Raw genomic sequence first — 18536 nt, 5'->3', positions numbered from 1 at the left:
AATTGAAGACTTACTCGACGACCTTCGGCACCAGGAAGAAATGGCCTTCGGTCGCGGGCGCGTTGGCAACGATATCGTCGGCGATCTCGCCGTCATTGACCACGTCTTGCCGCTTCTTCATCTGCATCGGGGTGACCGAGGTCATCGGCTCCACGCCCTCGACGTTGACCTCCGAGAGCTGCTCGACGAAGGCGAGCATGGCGTTGAGCTCGCCCTGCAGATGCGGAACCTCGTCCTCGGAAACCGCGATGCGCGCCAGATGCGCGATGCGGCGGACGGTAGCGGCGTCGACGGACATTATATAAGGCCTCTCACGGCAAAACCTATGTGCCGTATAGCAGAGGCCGGTTTTGCGCCGCAACCGGCGCTTCCTACCTATCCCGCCAGCGCTTTCAGGCGGATCAGAGCCGATTTGGCGAGATCTCGGGTCAGTTCAGCCGCCGGGATCTCGCGGCCCAGCGCCACGGCCTGGCCTGCCCAGAGATTGGTGAAATCCACCCTGCCCTGCTTTTCGGCCGCCGCCTTCAGCGGCCCAAGCGCGGTCGCGGCATGGGGAAACGGCGGCGCATCCGGCGACACCGGGCCCGCCTCGCGCATCAGGCGGTTCTGCACGCCACGCGCAGGACGGCCGGTCATGACATTGGTGATGACGGTGGAATCGTCCCGAGCCTCGGCGAGCGCCTTGCGGCCGCCCGCGCTGACCTTGGATTCCGGACAGCGCAAGTAAGCGCTGCCGATCTGCACGCCGCATGCCCCGAGCGCAAAGGCCGCAGCAATGCCGCGCCCGTCGGCAATGCCGCCGGCCGCGATCACCGGCACCTTCACGGCATCGACGACCTGCGGCACTAGGGCGAAGGTGCCGGGCTGCTCGGCGATCTTGTCCGTCAGGAACATGCCGCGATGGCCGCCAGCCTCCGCGCCCTGCGCAATGACAGCGTCGACGCCGTGCTGCTCGAGCCAGACTGCTTCCTTCACTGTCGTCGCTGAGGAGATGACGCGGCAGCCGGCCGCCTTCACCCGCTCGAGCAGCGCCTGCTCCGGCAGGCCGAAATGGAAGCTGACGACTTCGGGCTTCAACTCCTCGACGACTTCGCAGAAGGCGGCATCGAACGGGGCGCGGTTGGCCGCGGCGATCGGCGCCGCCGGATCGACACCATGCTCGGTGTAATAGTCCATCAGCCGCTGCTTCCAGCGCGCCTCAGCCTCGGCCGTCAGGTCGATCGGCGTGTGGCAGAAGAAGTTCATGTTGACCGGCGCCTTCACGCGCTGGCGGATGAGGTTCACCTGCTCGCGCGCCTTCTCCGGCGACAGCATCGCGCTCGGTAACGAGCCAAGCCCGCCGCCCTCCGCCACGGCGATCACCAGCTCCGCATCCATCACGCCGGCCATCGGCGCCAGCACGATCGGGAATTCGGTCTTGAAGAGGTCGATCAGTCGACGGTCGGGCCACATGGTTTTGTCCTCTCAGTTCAGGCGATCGACGCGATCGAGTTGCGCCGGCCGACAAGGAGCTGCTCCGCCTCAACCGCGATCCGCTCGACGATCTCGGCCGCCGGTGGAATATCATGGATCAGTCCGACCGCCTCGCCCGCGATCACGGCCGCGACGTCGAAATTGCCGGCGGCCTTTGCCGCGGCATACTCCGCCGTGACCGCGGCAACATTCTGCATCAGCTCGACCTCGCGCCCGATCCAGCGCCTCGCATGGTCATTGATCAGGCATCGCCCGGTAAACGGCGCCGGCCAGACATTGTTGCGGGAGAGATCGAAGATGATGCCGCGCACGGTCGAGCCGCTGCTTGCCGCGCATATGCGCCGCTTGGCTTCCTCCGCGCCATCGGCCTCCCGGCTCGCATAGAAGCGCGTGCCCAGCAGCACGCCGCTCGCACCCAGCATCATCATGGCGGCAAGCCCGCGGCCGTCGGCGATGCCGCCGGCCGCAACGACAGGCGCGCGTCCTGCGACGAGATCAACGATCGAAGGCACGAGATCGACGGTGCTGCGCGAGGCACCGTGCCCACCTGCCTCCGTTCCCTGCGCGATCAGGATGTCGGCGCCGGCATCGAGCGCCTGCCGCGCCATCGCTTCGTCCTGCACCTGGCAGATCAGGCGCGCACCGGCTGACTTGATCTTCGGCGCGAACGGCGCGGGATCGCCGAACGACAACATGATCGCGGATGGTTTTGCGGCGAGCGCGATGTCGAGAAGCTCGGGCCGCTTGGCGAGGCTCCAGGTGATGAAACCGATCCCGAACGGTGCCGACAATCCCGCGAGTTTCGCGGTCTCCTGCTCCAGCCACGCCCTCTCGCCATAGCCGCCGCCCAGAATGCCGAATCCGCCTGCGCCACTCACGGCCATCACCAGACGGCTGCCGGCGATGACATCCATCGGCGCCAGCAAAATCGGATGCCTGATCTCCAGCAACTCCGTCAGCGACGTCACAATGGACATGGTCCCTCTCCCGATCTGGACAGCGAGCGTAAGCGCGACTAACATTCGCGAAAAATGAATTCTTGTGAATGCTGCCATCTCAAAAGAGAAACGGCCGATGGAACTCAGCGATCTCCAGACCTTCGCCACTGTTGCCCGCGCCGGCGGCATCACCCGCGCTGCGGAGGAGCTCAACACGGTGCAGTCGAACGTCACCCAGCGCGTCAAGGCGCTGGAGGCGGAGATCGGCACAGCGCTGTTCGAGCGGCACGCGCGCGGCATGACGCTGACCGGTGCCGGCAAGCGCCTCCTCCCCTACGCGCAAAAGATGGCGGCGCTGTCGCGCGAAGCCCTGCTCGCCGCACGCGACGATGGCGAGCCGAAAGGTCCGCTCGCGATCGGATCGATGGAAACGACGGCGGCGGTGCGGCTGCCGCCGCTGCTGGCGGATTTCCATCGCCGCTGTCCGGCCGTGCGACTGTCCCTGCGCACCGCACCGACGGCCGACCTCGTCGCCGCCGTGCTCGACGGCACGCTCGACGGTGCCTTCGTCGCGGGACCGATCACGCATGACGACCTCACCGCGACCAGCGCCTTCCGCGAGGAGCTGGTACTGGTCAGCGCGCGGCGCTGTGCTTCGCTGGCAGAGCTGCGCGCCGGCACGCCGGAGTCCGGTCCGACCGCGCTGGTGTTTCGCACCGGCTGCACCTATCGCCAGCGCCTCGAGCAGGTGTTCGTCGAATTCGGCTGGCCGTCGGCGGCGCGCTTCGAGCTCGGCACGCTCGACGGCATGATCGGCTGCGTCGCCGCTGACATGGGCGTGACGCTGCTGCCGCGCGCGGTCGTCGAAGGCAGCGCGATGAGCGGCAGCGTTTCCCTCCACGCGTTGAGCGCCTCGCATGCGCGCGTCGAGACGCTCTTCATCCAGCGCCGGACCGGATATCGAACCAGCGCGCTCAGCGGCTTTGCCGCAGGCCTGACGCAGGACGCGGACGTCATCGCGGCCTGAGGCGATGCCTCGTTCCATCACACGAAATTCGTCATAAATCTGTCGTACTTGAATCAATCACCGCTGCCCTGCGCTCAGCCGCCGCAGCGCAGTGCATTGAAACACTTTGAAGCACGCGATTCTTTGACGCTAGGATGCGTCACTACCAGCGCGAACCATAACGAAGCCAAATATCGGCAAGACATTGGGAGGACTAACGATGCGCGATACGCTCGTGTTGTGCTGCGTCGCCGCGTTGTCGGCGATGACAGCCACAGCGAACGCCCAGGACTGGACCAAATCGAAGTGGGGGCCAACCGACGAGGTCGGAGCCGCCAACTACATGACGCCGGAGCTCGTAGTGAAGGCGGCGTCGCTGGTGAAGACCGGCAAGACCTATGCGCTCGGCATGGCCGTCGATTCCAAGACTCCGGCCTATCCGCCCCGCGACTACAAGATCACCATTGTGCAGCCGGGACAGGCCGGCAGCAGCGGCCTTGGTCCGAACAAGGCAACTTATAACGATGACATCCTGAATACCTGGGTCGGCGTCGGCAGTCAGCTCGACGGGCTCGGCCATCTCGGCATCGAGCACGTCTATTACAACGGCAACAAGCTGGCCGATTTCGCCGATCCGACCGGACTGAAGAAGCTCGGCATCGAGAAGGTGCCGCCGATGGTCACCCGTGGGGTGCTGCTCGATATGGCCGCCTATTTCAAAACCGACGTGGTCAAGGAAGGCACCGCCTTTAACGTCAAAGAGATCGAGGAAGCCGCCAAGGCGCAGAACGTCGAGATCCGCCAGGGCGACGTCGTCATCTTCCACACCGGCTGGCTCGGCCTGGTCGGCAAGGACGACAAGCGCTATTCGGCCGGCGAGCCGGGACTTGGCGTCGAAGGCGCGAAGTACCTGACCGGCAAGGGCGTCGTCGCGGTCGGCGCCGACACCTGGGGGGTCGAGGTGGTGCCGTTCGAATCCAAGAACCTGTTCGAGGTGCATCAAATCCTGCTCGCGATGAACGGGACCTACATCCTCGAGAACATGGACACGGCCGCGCTCGCTCGTGACAAGGGCTACGAATTCCTGTTCGTGCTGGGACAGCCGCGCTGGACCGGCGGCGTGCAGGCGATGATCAACCCGATCGCGATCCGCTGACGCCCGAAGCGGCCCTGGAAGAAGGCCGGGTGAGCACACCGCTACCCTCACCCGGCCCGAACTTCAGGTACGAATGTCCTCGTAGGACTCGATCCGGCGCGGGCCGATCGAGGTCGCCTCGAGCGAGTCCGCATCTGCGAGATTGCCGAAGTCGAGCTTGGTCAATTTCGCCAGGTCCGCGACCGAGACCTGGAAGACGCTGACGTCCTCTTCGGACATGCGCTCGAGTAGATCCGCCTCCTGGACACGGTCGATCTCCATGACCTGCTTGCGCTGACTCATCAGGAACGCCATCGCCTTGAGAGCGTCGTCGTCGCGTCGAACTAGGATCTTCCAGAAATATTTCGGAATTTGAACGCCGCCGAAGCTCGGATCCTTGCGCGGCCGGCCGGCCGGATTGGGCAAATCAGATCCGTCGGCGTCCGGCCCATCGAAGACCGGGCCGTTCATGACGATGCCCTTCTCCTCGCCCTTGAGCAGGATATCGCGCGTGTAATCCTCCAGTCCGGCCCAGAGCTGCTTGCCCTGGTTGAACGAGAAGAATTGCGGCGAGCAGTTCGTGAAATGGAAGGAATCGTCGCCGTGCTCCTTGGCCGCGGCGACGGTGTCACCCCAGGTCGCATCGAGGCGGCGGACGAGATGACCGCGATCGAACGGGTTCTTGCTGCGGTCTGCTTCGAAGGTAGCCTGCTTGCGGTAGAACTCGTCGCCGATCTGGGCGTCCTCGTCTATGCGTGGATCGCGCAGCCAGGAATCGCCTTCGCGCTTGCCGACGTCCTGCTGCTGGCCGCCGTCGATATTGACGCAGCTGAAGAAGGCGAGCCCGCGCTCCTTGTTCATGACGACGCTATAGTTGAAATATTTCAGCTCGGACTGCCTGGAGCTCCCCTTCAGCATCGCGACTCGAGATTTGAGGGCGGCCGGTATCTTCGGCAGCGGGACGGAGAATTTGCCGGTGCCTAGGAAATTCGCCTTGTAGCCCGGCCGCGATTTCAGCGTGCTCTGATTGATATGCACGGCCTCCATGGGCAGGCCGTTCTTGGCACTGATGTGAGGCAGCAGGCCGACCGGCGGAACGATCAAGGGCTTGCCGCCATTTGGCAAGCCGCCGTTCGGCAGGCCGCCGTTGCCCCCGCGGCCCGGCATGGGCGGCATCGGCGGCATGGGAATTTCCTTCCGGAGCATCGGCAATGGTACGCGGACGGGGACCACCAGCGAGGTCCCATCGACGGATTGCTCGAACCAGAGATTGGCTCCGAAGGAGACCGGGGCGGCTGGCTGCGGCATCTTCTCGATCTCGTGCCGGGCCGGCGGTTCTTCTTCGTCGAGCACCGGCTTGATCAGGGGATGCGAGCCGACCGCAATCTTGAGATCGGCGACGATCGCGCTGATCCGGATGCCCTCATTGGCGATCCAGTCGATCAAGGTCTCGTCCATCGAGGCATCCCACACCCTGCCGTCCTTGGTCAGGGCGCGGCCCCTTGCGTCCTTCCTCGGGACGCCGCTGTGATGCAGTGCGACCACCTGCCAGAAGCGGTTAAAGGCCGGCGAGCCTGACGAACCTGCCGTGGTATCGGTGTTGTACCAGACGAAGTCGCCGACATATTTGAGCAGCTTGTTCTCGCGGACGCAGACCTGCTTCATCTGCCCGCTGGGATGCTGGACGATGGTGAGGTACTCGCCCGGGTCCGCCTTGCCGGGCGCGCCAAAGAGCGGCAACCAGCCCCAATCCTCCAGGTGCTCGTCGCCGGACAACGAGGTCGGTGCCACCGCGACGATCGAGAAATCCAGCCTGTCATTGGTGTAGAAGAACCTGCCCGGCTCGAATCCGAACCTGACCGGCGCACGCTCCTGGCCCGAAATGTCCAGCTCGTAGTTGAAATCGGCCACCGAATTGGCTGCATCGGACGGCTTGCCGAACACATGATGGTTCGTCAGCAGCAGGCCCGGCCCGATCAGAAAGCCCGAGCCGTAGCCGAGCAGATTCGACCTGCCATCCCTCAGCTGGATGCGGCAGATCGAGCGCGCGGCAGCCGTGCCCTTGGCGAGATAGTTGATGCTGTCGAGATCGTTGCCCTGGATGATCCGCTCGAGGCCGGTCTCGGCCTTCTGCACGTCCCTCGTCTCGGCGAACAGCTGGCGCTGACGCAAGCGCTTCTTCTCGACCGACATCTCGATCGGGCCGTCGCCCAGCTTTTTGTTCAGGGCCTCCGGTGAAAACTCGGCTTGCTTGAATCGCCGTTCTGAGCCCGCGATCAGGCTTGGCTTGATGAACATGATGACCTCTCGAAAATTCGGATGAATATCGACGTGCGGAGGCTGAAAACTGCGCCGAGGCTGCAGTGCGGTCGAACCACCGTCCACTGCCAATGATTATTCAAGAATTGGGGTCGATGCCCCACTACTTTAGCCCGATAAACCTATCGCGCCACAACCAAAGCGTCAATCGATGCTGGTCGCTGCTCGCGCGACATCATGTCATGGGACGCGCTTTGCTTGTGTGAACTGCGCAACAAAATGATCGTTGTTCTCGCATGTGCGCATCACGATTTCGAAAGCACTTCTGAGAGACAAGTCCGAAGACGCGCTTCCATCGCTACGCCTTCCGTTGCCACCGCCGGAGCGCGACCAGAGCCCAGATCGCCTCGACGAGGCCAAACGGCCAGGCGCCTTGCAGGAAGCCATAGGCGGAGCCGAGCGCGCAGGACGCCGCGAACAGCAGGACGAACCAGTGGCTGCGGTCTTCCAGCGCATAGCAGACCAGCATCGCCGTCACGGCAAACAGGCCGAATAGTGTCAGTGCATCCATGTCCAGGGTTCACTCCACAGCGCGACGCGTGATATGCGCTAAGACCATGCCGGCTCTTATCCTGCCTCTCGTCGATGCTGCAACCCACTGGCCCGCGCGCGGCGCGCTGATCGGGCTCGACCTCGGCACAAAGACCATCGGCGTCGCTGTATCCGATCCCGATCGCAAGCTCGCTACCGGCGTCGAGACGATCCAGCGCAAGGCGTTCAAGCTGGATGCCGCTCGCCTCCTCGCGATCGCGGCCGAGCGCAAGGCGGCCGGTTTCGTGCTGGGCCTTCCCATCAACATGGACGGCAGCGAGGGCCCGCGCGCGCAATCCACGCGCGCCTTCGCCCGCAATCTTGCAGGCCTGACCGCACTGCCGATCGGCCTCTGGGACGAGCGCCTCTCGACCGCGGCGGTCGAGCGCGAGTTGATCGGCATGGACGTCAGCCGGGCCAAGCGCGCCGAGGTGATCGACGAACACGCCGCGATCTTCATCCTGCAAGGCGCGCTCGACCGCCTCGCCAATCTTCGCACCAATCCGGGGATCGACTGATCCATGGCTGTCGTCATCGCGGCGCTGCTGCCGGTGTTCGTCCTCATCGTGCTCGGCATCGTGCTGAAGCACAGCCTGATGCAGCTCGACACGCAATGGCACGGGCTGGAGCGGCTGACCTATTTCGTGCTGTTTCCCATGCTGCTGATCCAGACGCTGGTGAGGGCCGACCTTTCCAAGGTGCCGGTCGCCGGCGTCGGCGGCGCGCTGCTGCTGTCGGCGCTCGCGATGTCGCTGCTGTGCCTTGCGCTGCGCCCGGCCCTGTCGCGGCTCGGCATCGACGGCCCTGCTTTCACCTCGATCTTCCAGGGTGCGACGCGCTGGCAGACCTTCGTCGCCCTGTCGGTCGCCGCCAACATGTTCGGCGACGTCGGGCTGGCGCTCGCCTCCGTGGCGATGGTCGCGATCATTCCCCTGGTCAACGTGTTGAGCGTCGTGGTGCTCGCCCGTTACGCGGCGCCCGAGAAGCAGTCGGCAGGCACGATCGTCATGACGATGGTCCGCAATCCCCTGATCTGGGCCTGCGCGATCGGGCTTGCGGTCAACCTGATGCACCTGCCGCTGCCGAAGATCTGGCACGACGTCGCGGACGCGCTGAGCCGCTCCTCTCTCGCGATCGGCCTGCTCGTCACCGGCGCCGGCCTTCATCTCCAAGGCCTGTTGCACCCGAGCCTGGGGGCCGCCTTCGGCGTCGTGTTCAAGCTCGTGCTGATGCCCGCGCTCGCGATGGGGCTCGGTGTCTGGTTCGGGCTGTCCGGTAACAGCCTCGCGATCGTCGCGATCTGCTCGGCGGTGCCGACATCGTCGAGCGCCTATGTCATGGCGCGCCAGATGGGCGGCGATGCGCCGCTGCTGGCGCAGATCATCACGCTGCAGACGATCTTTGCGGCCGTCACCATGCCGGTCGCGATCGCGCTGGCGGCCTGATCAACTCCCCAGCCACATCGTCAGCACCACCGCGGTCAGATTGTTGAGCGCGTGCAGCACGGTGGTGAGCCAGAGCGAATTGGCGCGATAGCGCATGTAGCCGAACCAGAGTCCGATGCAGAAGACCTCGGCCAGGAAGTACAGATCGTATTGCAGGTGCACGATCGTCCACACCAGCGACGACAGCAGGATCGCGCCTGATACCCGCAGGAAGCTTTCCGACCAGCCGCGATAGAGGAAGCCCCGCGCCAGGACCTCTTCCGACATCGGCGCCGCCACGCTGAAGGCGAACAGCAACAGCAGGGCTGCCCCCTTGTCGCGGCCCGATTTCAACAGATCGGTCATGAAGCCCGGCGTCGCCTCGCGGCCCAGTGCGCGCGACATCGTCTCCCAGACCAGCACGATCAGGATGAGGCCGACGACACCAAGCAGCAGCTGCTTCCAGGACGGCCAATGCAGCGCGAGATAATCGACGAAGGACGCCTTCTTGATGCGAATGGCGAGCCAGACCGCGGCCAGCGTCGCCGGCAGACCCATGGCGACCGACAGCGCGAGCGCCTGAGGCTCACGCCCGACGAGTTGCAGCGAGGCGAGGTCCATGGGCAGGCCGCGCTGCGCCACCAGCAGAACGATGGCGCCGATCTGCCCGACGAACATTGCGAAGAAGATCAGGAAGCCCCACAGCGCCGTGCCCCAGAACATCCAGACGCGCGGCGTCGCGGGCGTCACACTCGGCGGCGGATAATCGGGATTGAGGGAGTCCATCACAAGGCTTTCACTAGGCCGGCGAGCTGTCGAAAGAACCGCCATGCCCGGGCTTGTCCCTGGCATCCACGTTCTTCGCGCTGCGACTCAAGACGTGGATGGCCGGGTCAAGCCCGGCCATGACGATGTGGGTAGCAAGTGCCATGCTCACGGCAACGCCCGCTCCAGCAGCACGCGCACGTCACCATTGTCGAGCTCGACCGCACCATACATGCTGGCGTGATTGGCGGCGAGACGCGTGCTCGCAAACAATTCCGCACCGTGCGCAGACACGCCGTTCAGTGCCGCAGTCGCCGCGAGCAGCGCCAGCTTCTCGACCGCGAGCCGTGCGACGCGCTCACCATCGGCGCGGCGGAAGGCCTTGCCGATGAACGCCACCGCCTCGCCTGCCCCCGGCAAGCCCCTGGCCTCGGCAGCCAGCGCTTGCAGCACCGCCAAGGCTGCGTCTGGCTCGCGCGCAAGCGCGCGGAGCACGTCGAGGCACATCACGTTGCCGGAGCCTTCCCAGATCGCGTTGACCGGCGCCTCCCGATAATGGCGCGCGAGAATGCCGTCCTCGACGTAACCGTTACCGCCGAGGCACTCCATCGCCTCGTAGAGAAACGGCGGCGCACTCTTGCAAGTCCAGTATTTGATCGCGGGCGTCAGCAGCCGCATATAGGCGGCCTCCGCCGCCTCCTGCGCGGTGCGGTCGAAGGCACGGCAGAGCCGCATCACCAGCGCCGTGCTCGCCTCGACATGCAGCGCCATGTCGGACAGCACCGCCTGCATCAGGGGCTGATCGGCGAGATGCTTCTGGAACACGCTGCGGTGACGGGCGTGATGCAGCGCATGGGCGAGGCCCGAACGCATCAGGCCGACCGAGGCGATCGCGCAATCCTGCCGCGTCAGCTGCACCATCTGGATGATGGTGCGGATGCCCTTGCCCTCCTCGCCGACCGCTTCGGCATAGGCGCCGACGAACTCGACCTCGGACGAGGCATTGGAGCGGTTGCCGAGCTTGTCCTTGAGGCGTTGGAACTGGATCGCATTCACCGAGCCGTCAGGCGCAAAACGCGGCATGAAGAAACAGGTCAGGCCGCCCTCCGCCTGCGCCAGCACCAGGAATGCATCGCACATCGGCGCCGACATGAACCATTTGTGGCCGGTGATGCGATAGGCATGTCCGTCGCGCACGGCCCGGGTCATGTTGGCGCGCACATCGGTGCCGCCCTGCTTCTCGGTCATGCCCATGCCGAGCGTCATGCCGCGCTTGTCCCACCACGGCGCGAAGCTCGGGTCGTAGCTCCTGGTCGACAGCACCGGCATCACGCGCGCGAGCAAATCCGGCTGCATCGCCAGCGCCGCGACGGAGGCGCGCGTCATCGTGATCGGGCAGAGATGGCCGGTCTCGACCTGCGCCGCCATGTAGAACTTTGCCGCGCGAATGACCTCGGCGGCATCGCCCGCAGGTTTTCCATCCGCCGTCCAGGTCGAATTATGGACGCCGGCATGCGCGCTGTGCGCCATCAGCTCGTGATAGGCGGGATGAAACTCGACCTGATCGCGGCGATTGCCCTTGGCATCGAAGCTGCGCAGCTTCGGCGCGTTCTCGTTCGCGACGCGCCCGCGATCGGCCATCGCCGCCGAGCCCCATTGCTTGCCGAATTCCGACAGCTCGCGTTCCGCCGACGCGCCGCCATTGGCCCTGACCGCCTCGATCAGCGGCCGATCGACGGCGAAGAGGTCGACGTCCTCGAACGGCGGCGACTGGTTGAGGACCTCGTGGGTCGCAAAGCTCGGCTGGGTCATTGAGTACTTCCTCGGAGCGGACTTTTAGTTCCGCCGCGGCTGGATCGGGAAATCATAGGCCGCCCCGCCTGCCCCCGGCAGGGAAAAATGCCACCACTCCTTCGAATAGTTCACAAAGCCTTGCCCGGCCATCGCCGCCACCAGCCGCTTGCGCCAGGCGCGCTGTTCCGGACTGATCGATGGCGCCGCAGTGTGGCCCTTGGTGTCGGTACAGTCGTAGCCGGTGCCCATGTCGACACTGCCTTCCGGCGCGCGCGCATCGACCGGCGCCGTGCAATCGGCATAGGTCTTCGAGGGATCGTATTTGGCGGAATTGTCGGCCTTGAGATCGACCAGCGTGAGATCGAGCGCCGCCCCCGTCGAATGCTGCGAACGGCTCGCGATGTAGCCGAGGCGGAACAACTCGGTCTTTGGAATTCGCGGATTGTAGCGCCGCTCGGCCGCCGGCTCGCGGCCGTTCTGCGACCACTTCACCATGTCGAGCGAGGCCCGCGCCGGCCGGTAGCAGTCGAACATCTTGAGCGAGAGATTTTGCAACGCCAGGTCCTGCTGGACCGCCTTCAGCCGGAGCCCCACCTCCCGCTTCACCACGCATTCGCCGGCATCGTAGCCGGCGAGCGGACGGCCGACGAAATTGTTCGACGTGGCGTAGCGAATGTCCTGGATGATGCTGGGATCGATGTCGCGCAGGTATACGAAGCCGCCAGGGAGCGATTGGGCGTGGGCGGCACTGATCGTCACTGCGGCGAGGAACGCTGTCAGAATTCTTTTCACGGAATGCCCCACATCGTCATGGCCGGGCTTGTCCCGACCATCCACGTTCTTTTGCGTCAAATGCGATAGAAGATCGTGGATGCCCGGGACAAGCCCGGGCATGACGGAAAAGGTAGGGACAGGCCACGCCGCAGCGACCGAACCGACAGATCAGGGGATAACTCCCGTCGCACCGTTTGCCCCTTGCTCCCCCCGCCATCCGCCCCTATAGCTCTGCTTTTAATGACATCGAAATCGACCTTCGTCCTCGGCCACCGGCATTTGCTGGGCATCGAGGGCCTTTCCGCGGCCGACATCAGCGGCCTCCTCGACCTGTCCGAAGAATATGTCGAGCTCAACCGCCAGGTTGACAAGAAGCGCACCGTCCTGCGTGGACGGACGCAAGTGAACCTCTTTTTCGAGGCTTCCACCCGGACCCAATCCTCGTTCGAGCTCGCGGGAAAACGGCTCGGCGCCGACGTCATGAACATGTCGGTGTCCTCGTCCTCGATCCGCAAGGGCGAGACCCTGATCGACACCGCGGTGACGCTGAACGCGATGCATCCGGACATCCTGGTGGTGCGCCATCACGCATCCGGCGCGGTGGAACTGCTGGCGCGCAAGGTCGACGGTTCCGTGATCAATGCCGGCGACGGCGCGCATGAGCATCCGACGCAGGCGTTGCTGGATGCGCTCACCATCCGCCGTAACAAGGGCCGGATCGAAGGTCTCGTGGTCGCGATCTGCGGCGACGTGCTGCATTCGCGCGTCGCCCGCTCCAACATCATCCTGCTCAACACCATGGGCGCCCGCGTCCGCGTCGTCGGCCCTTCCACGCTTCTGCCGCCCGGCATCGAGCGGATGGGCGTCGAGGTCGCACGCGACATGCGCGAGGGCCTGGAGGGCGCCGACATCGTCATGATGCTGCGCCTGCAGCGCGAGCGCATGAACGGCTCCTTCGTGCCCTCCTCGTCGGAATACTTCCATTATTTCGGGCTCGACCAGAAGAAGCTCGCCTACGCCAAGCCGGATGCCCTCGTGATGCATCCCGGCCCGATGAACCGCGGCGTGGAGATCGACTCGATCGTGGCCGACGGCGCACAGTCCCTGATCCGCGAACAGGTGGAGATGGGCGTCGCGGTCCGCATGGCCGTGCTGGAAGCGCTCGCCCGTAACCTGCCGAACGCGTGATGCCGATGCTGACTGATCGCCGCCCCATCCTGCTCGCCAACGCCCGCGTCGTCGATCCCTCGAGGGATTTCGACGGCGTCGGCGACGTGCTCATCGCCGACGGCGCCATCCGCGAGACCCGCCGCGGCATCGGCGCGGCCGGCGTGCCCGAAGGCACCGACATCATCAACTGCTCCGGCAAGATCGTGGCGCCGGGTTTGATCGACATGCGCGCCTTTGTCGGCGAGCCCGGCCTCAGCCATCGCGAGACCTTTGCCTCGGCAAGCCAGGCCGCCGCGACCGGCGGCATCACCACCATCATCTGCCAGCCCGACACCTCGCCCGTCATCGATAATTCGGCGACGGTCGACTTCGTGATGCGCCGCGCCCGCGACACCGCGATCGTCAACATCCAGCCGATGGCCGCGCTCACCAAGGGCCTGCACGGCGAGGAGATGACCGAGTTCGGCCTGTTGAAAGCGGCCGGCGCGGTCGCCTTCACCGACGGCGACAGGAGCGTGACCAACGCCCAGGTGATGCGCCGCGCGCTGACCTACGGCCGAGATTTCGACGCGCTGATCGTACATCACACCGAGGATCCCAACCTCGTCGGCGAAGGCGTGATGAACGAGGGCGAGTTCGCGACCCGGCTCGGCCTGATGGGCATCCCGAATGCCGCCGAAGCCGTGATGCTGGAGCGCGACCTCAGGCTCGTTGCGCTGACCGGCGGCCGCTATCACGCGGCCTCGCTGACCTGCACCGATTCCCTCGATATCCTCCAGCGCGCCCGCGACGCAGGCCTTGCCGTCAGTGCCTCGGTCTCGATCAATCATCTGGCGCTCAACGAAAACGACATCGGCCCTTACCGTTCGTTCCTGAAGCTGTCCCCGCCGCTGCGCACCGAGGACGACCGCCGCGCGCTGGTGGCCGCGCTCGCCTCCGGCCTGCTCGACGTCATCATGTCCGACCACAATCCGCAGGACGTCGAGGTCAAGCGCCTGCCCTTCGCCGAAGCCGCACCCGGCGCCGTCGGGCTCGAGACCATGCTGCCGGCCGGCCTGCGGCTGGTGCATAATGGCGAGATGGAACTGAAGACGCTGATCCGTGCGATGTCGACCCGTCCGGCCGAACTGCTGGGATTGCCGGGCGGAACCCTGCGCGCCGGCAGCCCGGCGGATGTCATCGTAATCGACCCCGACACACCCTGGGTAGTCGATCCCGCCGACCTCAAATCGCCCTGCAAGAACACCCCGTTCGACGAGGCCCGCTTTACAGGCCGCGTCGTGCGCACCATTGTCGGCGGCCGGACGGTCTATGAGCATGTCTGACGTACGAGATCGCTCGACCTGGAAGTTGGGCCTTTGGAGCTGCCGCCATGGCGCTTGAAGCATTTTTGCCGGTGGCGTTCGTCATCGGCTATCTCTTCGGATCGATCCCCTTCGGGCTGATCCTGACCAGGCTTGCGGGTACGCAGGATATCCGCTCGATCGGCTCCGGCAGCATCGGCGCCACCAATGTGCTGCGTACCGGCCGCAAGAGCCTCGCCGCGGGCACCCTGCTGTTCGATGCGCTCAAGGGCACCGCGGCCGTGGTGATCGCCGGCTACATCGCAGGACCCAATGCCGCCATGGTGGCGGGGCTCGGCGCTTTCCTCGGCCATCTCTTCCCGGTCTGGCTGAAGTTCAAGGGCGGCAAGGGCGTGGCCACCTATATCGGCGTCCTGCTCGGCCTGTTCTGGCCCGGCGCCATCGTGTTCTGCCTGCTCTGGCTCGCCACCGCCTTCACCACCCGCTACTCCTCGCTCTCGGCGCTGGTGGCGGCGTTCATCACGCCGATCTTCCTGTGGTGGTTCGGGCACCTCGCCCTGTCGGCCCTGACGGCAGTGCTGACGCTGCTGCTGTTCTACGCGCATCGCGAGAACATCAAGCGCCTGCAAGGTGGCAGGGAAAGCCGGATCGGCGAGAAGGCATAGCGTTTTCGCACGACGCCGGGCATCTACGGATACCGAAGCGCTCCTTCTGCATTATATGCCAAATCCTGTTCGCAACTTGCGACCGAATCACGGTTGTATTGGCAAGCGAGTTCCGGGTCTGTCATCGTGACAGCGGATATGGCGGCGGTTGCTCAGAATGAGCGAGAAGATTGTCGACACGCATGACGGGGATGGTTCGCTGGGTGCTTCTGGCACCGCAGCAAGCCGGCTGCTCTCGGCGACCAATATCTGGTCCGATGCGCCCTCGCCGCCCGCCCCAAATCCTCTTTCCGCTCTGCCGCCAGTGTCGCCACCCGATCCAATCGCGAAAGCGCCCGTGACGGTCGAGGTCGTGACCACGGCCGCGCCCATTGCGCCCGTACAGCCGCATGCCCGCCAATGGCCGCCGCGAAAACTCTCGCTGGCGCTTCAGGGCGGCGGCACCTTCGCCGCCTTCAGCTGGGGCGTGCTGGAGCGGCTGCTGGAAGAGCCTGATATCGCGATCGACACCATCAGCGGGGCCAGCGCCGGCGCCATCAATGCGCTGCTGCTCGCCTGCGGCCTGGCCGAAGGCGGCCGCGAAGGCGCGCGCTCCCGGCTGAACCGGTTCTGGGTCCGGCTGATGCATGAGGCTTCGTTCCGCTCGCTGATGCTGATCGGCGGCTTCTCGCCGGCGGGAAGTTCTGTCGCATTCGGCCCGACGCTGCGCTCCGGCCAGTTCGATCCGTTCGATCTCGATCCGCTGCGGCAGGCGCTGTCGCGCGACATCGATTTTGCTGCCCTGCGCGACGCAAGGTGCCCAAAGCTCATGATCGCGGCGACGCGAATCCGCGACGGGCAGCAGCGGATATTCCGCAATGACGCCATCACCGCCGACGTCGCGTTGGCCTCGACCTGTCCGCCGCTCGTTCACTGCGCCGTGGAGATCGACGGCGAGGCCTATTGGGACGGCGGCTTCGGTGGCAACCCGCCGCTGCTGCGCCTGGCGCAGGAAACGGCGACGCCCGATGTCCTGCTGATCCAGGTCACGCCGGCACGCGACAGCTACGTGCCGATCACGCTCGCAGCGATCGACCGCCGGCTCGACCAGATCGCGGCCAACGCCGCGCTCAACGCCGAGATCGCCGCGCTTGAATGGGCGCAGGCCCATGCCGCGCCTTCACTGCGGCTGTCCAGGATCGCGGCCGAAGACTTCGTCGAGGGCCTCGCGCAGCGCTCGTCCACGGATCTCGGCCGCGGCTTCATTCGCGCGCTGCACCGAAGCGGCCGCGAGGCGGCCGAGCGCTGGCTCGGGCAAGGCGCAGACGGCAACGCGCGCGCGCGTGATCAGCAGTCCGTTCCCCGCGAACCTGCGCTAGCCTGATTTCGCCAGCGCATCCTCCAGAAACCGTGCCGCCGCAAGTGCGAGCGGATCATTGCCGAAGCGCGCGATCACCTGCACGCCGATCGGCAGGCCATTCACCTTCAGCACCGGCACGTTGACGCAAGGATTGCCCATCAGCGTCCACAGCCGGTTGTAGCGGGGATCGCCCGTGGTCGCGAGCTCCTTGGCCGGCGCGGTGCCCGGCGCCGAATAGGTCAGGAGCACGTCGACGCCCTCGAACAGCTCGCCGAGCTCGCGGCGTCCGCGCCGGCTGATCCGGCGCGCCTCGTCATATTCCTTCGGGGTCAGTCCGGCCGTCGCATCGAGGCTGGCGCGCAGCATCGGCGCGATCTCGTCGTGGCGTTCCGAAAACTCCCAGGCGAGCGCGCGATGCGCCTCGAAATCCTGGATGATCGGTTGGATGCGCCAGGCGTCCTGCAGTGAGGCGGGCAGATCGATCGTGCGCACATTGGCGCCCGCTCGTGTCGCCGCCTGAATGGCAGCCTCCAACCCCTGCTCCGCCGCCGGCTCCACGCTGCCTGCAAATTCCTGCCTGACTACGCCGATGCGCGGCGCCTTGGCCGGGGTGATGCCGGAGAACTCGGTGCGCCCCGTGATCGCCAGCAGCCCGCGCGCGAGATCCTCGGCGCGCGCCCCGAACAGACCAACCGTATCGAGCGCCCACGAATAGCATTTGACCCCGACCGTCGGCAGCATCCGGAACGACGGCTTGATCGCAGCCGTGCCGCAATAGGCGGCGGGGCGGATCACGGAGCCGCCGGTCTGCGTGCCCAGCGCCAGCGGAATCATGCCGGCGCCGACGGCCGCGGCCGAGCCCGAGGACGAGCCGCCCGGCGTGTGGCCCAGATTGTGCGGATTGAGCGTCGGCGTCGGATCGCGCGAGGCGAACGCCGTGGTCGTGGTCTTGCCGATGATGGTGGCGCCCGCCCGCTTCAACATCATCACCACAGGCGCGTCCGAGCGCGGCTGCCAGCCGCGATAGATTTCCGAGCCCATCTCGGTCGGCATGTTGGCGGTGTCGATGATGTCCTTGATGCCGACCGCGATGCCGCGCAGCGGGCCGGAGGCTTGCGCCTTCGCGGATTTGTCATGACGGACGAAGGCGTGGACGTCCTTCTCCTTGGCTTCGATCGCCGCGTGGGACTGAGCGATGGCGGCATCGGGCGACAGCTCGCCGGCTTCGATGCGGCGCTGGAGGTCGGCGAGTGAGATCATGGCAACATCCTTCTTATTGGCATCGCTTTTAGCATCGGGGCAAGGCCGCGCAAGCGCACGCCACTGTTGCGCAACGCCCTCTGGTTGTTCCATTCTGCCCCCACAAGGAGACCCCGTGGACGCCATCAATCCGAGCGTGGAGCTGACCGAGTCTGACAGGATCGACCGCCTGCGTCTGATCCGCTCCGACAATGTCGGGCCGCGCACCTTCCGCTCGCTGGTCGATCATTTCGGCACCGCGCGGGCTGCGCTGGAGCGGCTGCCTGATCTGGCACGCCGCGGCGGCGCACAGCGATCGGGGCGCATCTGTAGCGCCGATGAAGCCAAGGCCGAGCTGGCCGCGAGCCGCAAATTCGGCATCGCCTGGCGCGCGCCCGGCGAAGACGGCTATCCGGCGCGGCTGGCAATGATCGACGACGCGCCGCCGCTGCTGGCCGTGCGAGGCGACACGAAAACCCTGATGCGGCCGATGATCGCGATCGTCGGCTCGCGCAATGCCTCCGGCGCCGGGCTGAAATTCGCAGGCGTGCTCGCGCGCGAGCTCGGCGAAGCCGGCTTCGTCGTCATTTCCGGCCTCGCCCGCGGCGTCGACCAGGCCGCGCATCGCGCCAGCGTCGAGAGCGGCACGATTGCCGTGCT

At 65.8% G+C, this 18536-nt stretch carries 18 protein-coding genes; 9 read left to right on the top strand and 9 right to left on the bottom strand.

All coding sequences use genetic code 11. From position 1 onward, the window contains the following. Positions 1–10: 10 nt before the first annotated feature. The 3 genes from gatC to SE91_RS12405 all read right to left on the bottom strand — a co-directional run bounded on the left by gatC (position 11) and on the right by SE91_RS12405 (position 2450). Complete coding sequence (gatC, locus tag SE91_RS12415; RefSeq protein WP_008548395.1) at positions 11–298, bottom strand: Asp-tRNA(Asn)/Glu-tRNA(Gln) amidotransferase subunit GatC; 288 nt, start codon at positions 296–298, stop codon at positions 11–13. A 77-nt stretch (positions 299–375) separates the two neighbouring features. Next, entirely contained in the window at positions 376–1452 is a 1077-nt protein-coding gene (locus SE91_RS12410) for an NAD(P)H-dependent flavin oxidoreductase (RefSeq protein ID WP_061847800.1), read from the bottom strand. 17 nt (positions 1453–1469) lie between these two features. Then, positions 1470–2450, bottom strand: coding sequence for an NAD(P)H-dependent flavin oxidoreductase (locus SE91_RS12405; protein WP_061847799.1), 981 nt, complete (start codon positions 2448–2450; stop codon positions 1470–1472). 97 nt (positions 2451–2547) lie between these two features. On the opposite strand from SE91_RS12405, the gene SE91_RS12400 reads away from it, so the two are divergent. Further along, entirely contained in the window at positions 2548–3438 is an 891-nt protein-coding gene (locus SE91_RS12400) for a LysR family transcriptional regulator (RefSeq protein WP_061847798.1), read from the top strand. 199 nt (positions 3439–3637) lie between these two features. After that, entirely contained in the window at positions 3638–4573 is a 936-nt protein-coding gene (locus SE91_RS12395; protein ID WP_061847797.1) for a cyclase family protein, read from the top strand. A 63-nt stretch (positions 4574–4636) separates the two neighbouring features. Here SE91_RS12395 and SE91_RS12390 read toward each other — a convergent pair whose 3' ends face one another. Both SE91_RS12390 and SE91_RS12385 read right to left on the bottom strand, forming a co-directional pair. Then, complete coding sequence (locus SE91_RS12390) at positions 4637–6850, bottom strand: DNA/RNA non-specific endonuclease (protein WP_061847796.1); 2214 nt, start codon at positions 6848–6850, stop codon at positions 4637–4639. A 319-nt stretch (positions 6851–7169) separates the two neighbouring features. After that, the gene (locus SE91_RS12385) at positions 7170–7382 is read right to left on the bottom strand and encodes a hypothetical protein (RefSeq protein ID WP_008548416.1); all 213 of its coding nucleotides are present in this window, start codon (positions 7380–7382) and stop codon (positions 7170–7172) included. Between the two features lie 46 nt (positions 7383–7428). Here SE91_RS12385 and ruvX point away from each other — a divergent pair, with 46 nt between their 5' ends. Both ruvX and SE91_RS12375 read left to right on the top strand, forming a co-directional pair. Next, on the top strand, positions 7429–7920 hold the full coding sequence (gene ruvX / locus SE91_RS12380) for a Holliday junction resolvase RuvX (protein ID WP_061847795.1): 492 nt from the start codon (positions 7429–7431) through the stop codon (positions 7918–7920). A gap of 3 nt (positions 7921–7923) precedes the next feature. Next, the gene (locus SE91_RS12375) at positions 7924–8847 is read left to right on the top strand and encodes an AEC family transporter (RefSeq protein WP_061847794.1); all 924 of its coding nucleotides are present in this window, start codon (positions 7924–7926) and stop codon (positions 8845–8847) included. Here SE91_RS12375 and SE91_RS12370 read toward each other — a convergent pair whose 3' ends face one another. The 3 genes from SE91_RS12370 to SE91_RS12360 form a co-directional block, all read right to left on the bottom strand. Beyond that, positions 8848–9612, bottom strand: a complete 765-nt coding sequence (locus SE91_RS12370) for a CPBP family intramembrane glutamic endopeptidase (protein ID WP_061847793.1) — start codon at positions 9610–9612, stop codon at positions 8848–8850. A gap of 147 nt (positions 9613–9759) precedes the next feature. After that, entirely contained in the window at positions 9760–11403 is a 1644-nt protein-coding gene (locus SE91_RS12365) for an acyl-CoA dehydrogenase family protein (protein ID WP_061847792.1), read from the bottom strand. A gap of 24 nt (positions 11404–11427) precedes the next feature. After that, the gene (locus SE91_RS12360) at positions 11428–12177 is read right to left on the bottom strand and encodes a M15 family metallopeptidase (RefSeq protein ID WP_061851103.1); all 750 of its coding nucleotides are present in this window, start codon (positions 12175–12177) and stop codon (positions 11428–11430) included. Positions 12178–12399: 222 nt separating this feature from the next. Here SE91_RS12360 and SE91_RS12355 point away from each other — a divergent pair, with 222 nt between their 5' ends. The 4 genes from SE91_RS12355 to SE91_RS12340 all read left to right on the top strand — a co-directional run bounded on the left by SE91_RS12355 (position 12400) and on the right by SE91_RS12340 (position 16661). After that, positions 12400–13347 carry an aspartate carbamoyltransferase catalytic subunit gene (locus tag SE91_RS12355; RefSeq protein WP_008548449.1) on the top strand — a complete coding sequence of 316 codons (948 nt, stop codon included), beginning with the start codon at positions 12400–12402 and terminating at the stop codon, positions 13345–13347. Between the two features lie 5 nt (positions 13348–13352). After that, positions 13353–14654, top strand: a complete 1302-nt coding sequence (locus SE91_RS12350; protein WP_061851102.1) for a dihydroorotase — start codon at positions 13353–13355, stop codon at positions 14652–14654. A gap of 47 nt (positions 14655–14701) precedes the next feature. After that, positions 14702–15298: a glycerol-3-phosphate 1-O-acyltransferase PlsY gene (gene plsY, locus SE91_RS12345; RefSeq protein ID WP_060736277.1), complete on the top strand. Its 597-nt coding sequence runs from the start codon at positions 14702–14704 to the stop codon at positions 15296–15298. 157 nt (positions 15299–15455) lie between these two features. Next, positions 15456–16661 (top strand): patatin-like phospholipase family protein, encoded by a 1206-nt coding sequence (locus SE91_RS12340; RefSeq protein ID WP_061847791.1) that lies wholly within the window; start codon positions 15456–15458, stop codon positions 16659–16661. On the opposite strand, the gene SE91_RS12335 is transcribed toward SE91_RS12340, so the two are convergent. Next, a complete protein-coding gene (locus SE91_RS12335) occupies positions 16653–17897 on the bottom strand; it encodes an amidase (protein WP_061847790.1) in 1245 nt (414 codons plus the stop codon). The two genes, SE91_RS12340 and SE91_RS12335, sit on opposite strands and share 9 nt — an antisense overlap. Before the next feature lie 91 nt (positions 17898–17988). On the opposite strand from SE91_RS12335, the gene SE91_RS12330 reads away from it, so the two are divergent. Then, positions 17989–18536: DNA-processing protein DprA (locus tag SE91_RS12330; RefSeq protein ID WP_197489566.1), on the top strand; the 548-nt coding region annotated here is incomplete at its 3' end.

The organism is Bradyrhizobium sp. DOA1, from assembly GCF_001593325.1.
Taxonomy (GTDB): Bacteria; Pseudomonadota; Alphaproteobacteria; order Rhizobiales; family Xanthobacteraceae; genus Bradyrhizobium.
The sequence above is the reverse complement of the archived record's forward strand: the minus strand, read 5'-3'. Positions and strand labels throughout refer to the sequence as shown.

Coding starts and splice junctions, on each gene's coding strand:
- gatC (WP_008548395.1), bottom strand. CDS start 298: ATGTCCGTCGACGCCGCTACCGTCCGCCGCATCGCGCATCTGGCGCGC.
- SE91_RS12410 (WP_061847800.1), bottom strand. CDS start 1,452: ATGTGGCCCGACCGTCGACTGATCGACCTCTTCAAGACCGAATTCCCG.
- SE91_RS12405 (WP_061847799.1), bottom strand. CDS start 2,450: ATGTCCATTGTGACGTCGCTGACGGAGTTGCTGGAGATCAGGCATCCG.
- SE91_RS12400 (WP_061847798.1), top strand. CDS start 2,548: ATGGAACTCAGCGATCTCCAGACCTTCGCCACTGTTGCCCGCGCCGGC.
- SE91_RS12395 (WP_061847797.1), top strand. CDS start 3,638: ATGCGCGATACGCTCGTGTTGTGCTGCGTCGCCGCGTTGTCGGCGATG.
- SE91_RS12390 (WP_061847796.1), bottom strand. CDS start 6,850: ATGTTCATCAAGCCAAGCCTGATCGCGGGCTCAGAACGGCGATTCAAG.
- SE91_RS12385 (WP_008548416.1), bottom strand. CDS start 7,382: ATGGATGCACTGACACTATTCGGCCTGTTTGCCGTGACGGCGATGCTG.
- ruvX (WP_061847795.1), top strand. CDS start 7,429: ATGCCGGCTCTTATCCTGCCTCTCGTCGATGCTGCAACCCACTGGCCC.
- SE91_RS12375 (WP_061847794.1), top strand. CDS start 7,924: ATGGCTGTCGTCATCGCGGCGCTGCTGCCGGTGTTCGTCCTCATCGTG.
- SE91_RS12370 (WP_061847793.1), bottom strand. CDS start 9,612: ATGGACTCCCTCAATCCCGATTATCCGCCGCCGAGTGTGACGCCCGCG.
- SE91_RS12365 (WP_061847792.1), bottom strand. CDS start 11,403: ATGACCCAGCCGAGCTTTGCGACCCACGAGGTCCTCAACCAGTCGCCG.
- SE91_RS12355 (WP_008548449.1), top strand. CDS start 12,400: ATGACATCGAAATCGACCTTCGTCCTCGGCCACCGGCATTTGCTGGGC.
- SE91_RS12350 (WP_061851102.1), top strand. CDS start 13,353: ATGCTGACTGATCGCCGCCCCATCCTGCTCGCCAACGCCCGCGTCGTC.
- plsY (WP_060736277.1), top strand. CDS start 14,702: ATGGCGCTTGAAGCATTTTTGCCGGTGGCGTTCGTCATCGGCTATCTC.
- SE91_RS12340 (WP_061847791.1), top strand. CDS start 15,456: ATGAGCGAGAAGATTGTCGACACGCATGACGGGGATGGTTCGCTGGGT.
- SE91_RS12335 (WP_061847790.1), bottom strand. CDS start 17,897: ATGATCTCACTCGCCGACCTCCAGCGCCGCATCGAAGCCGGCGAGCTG.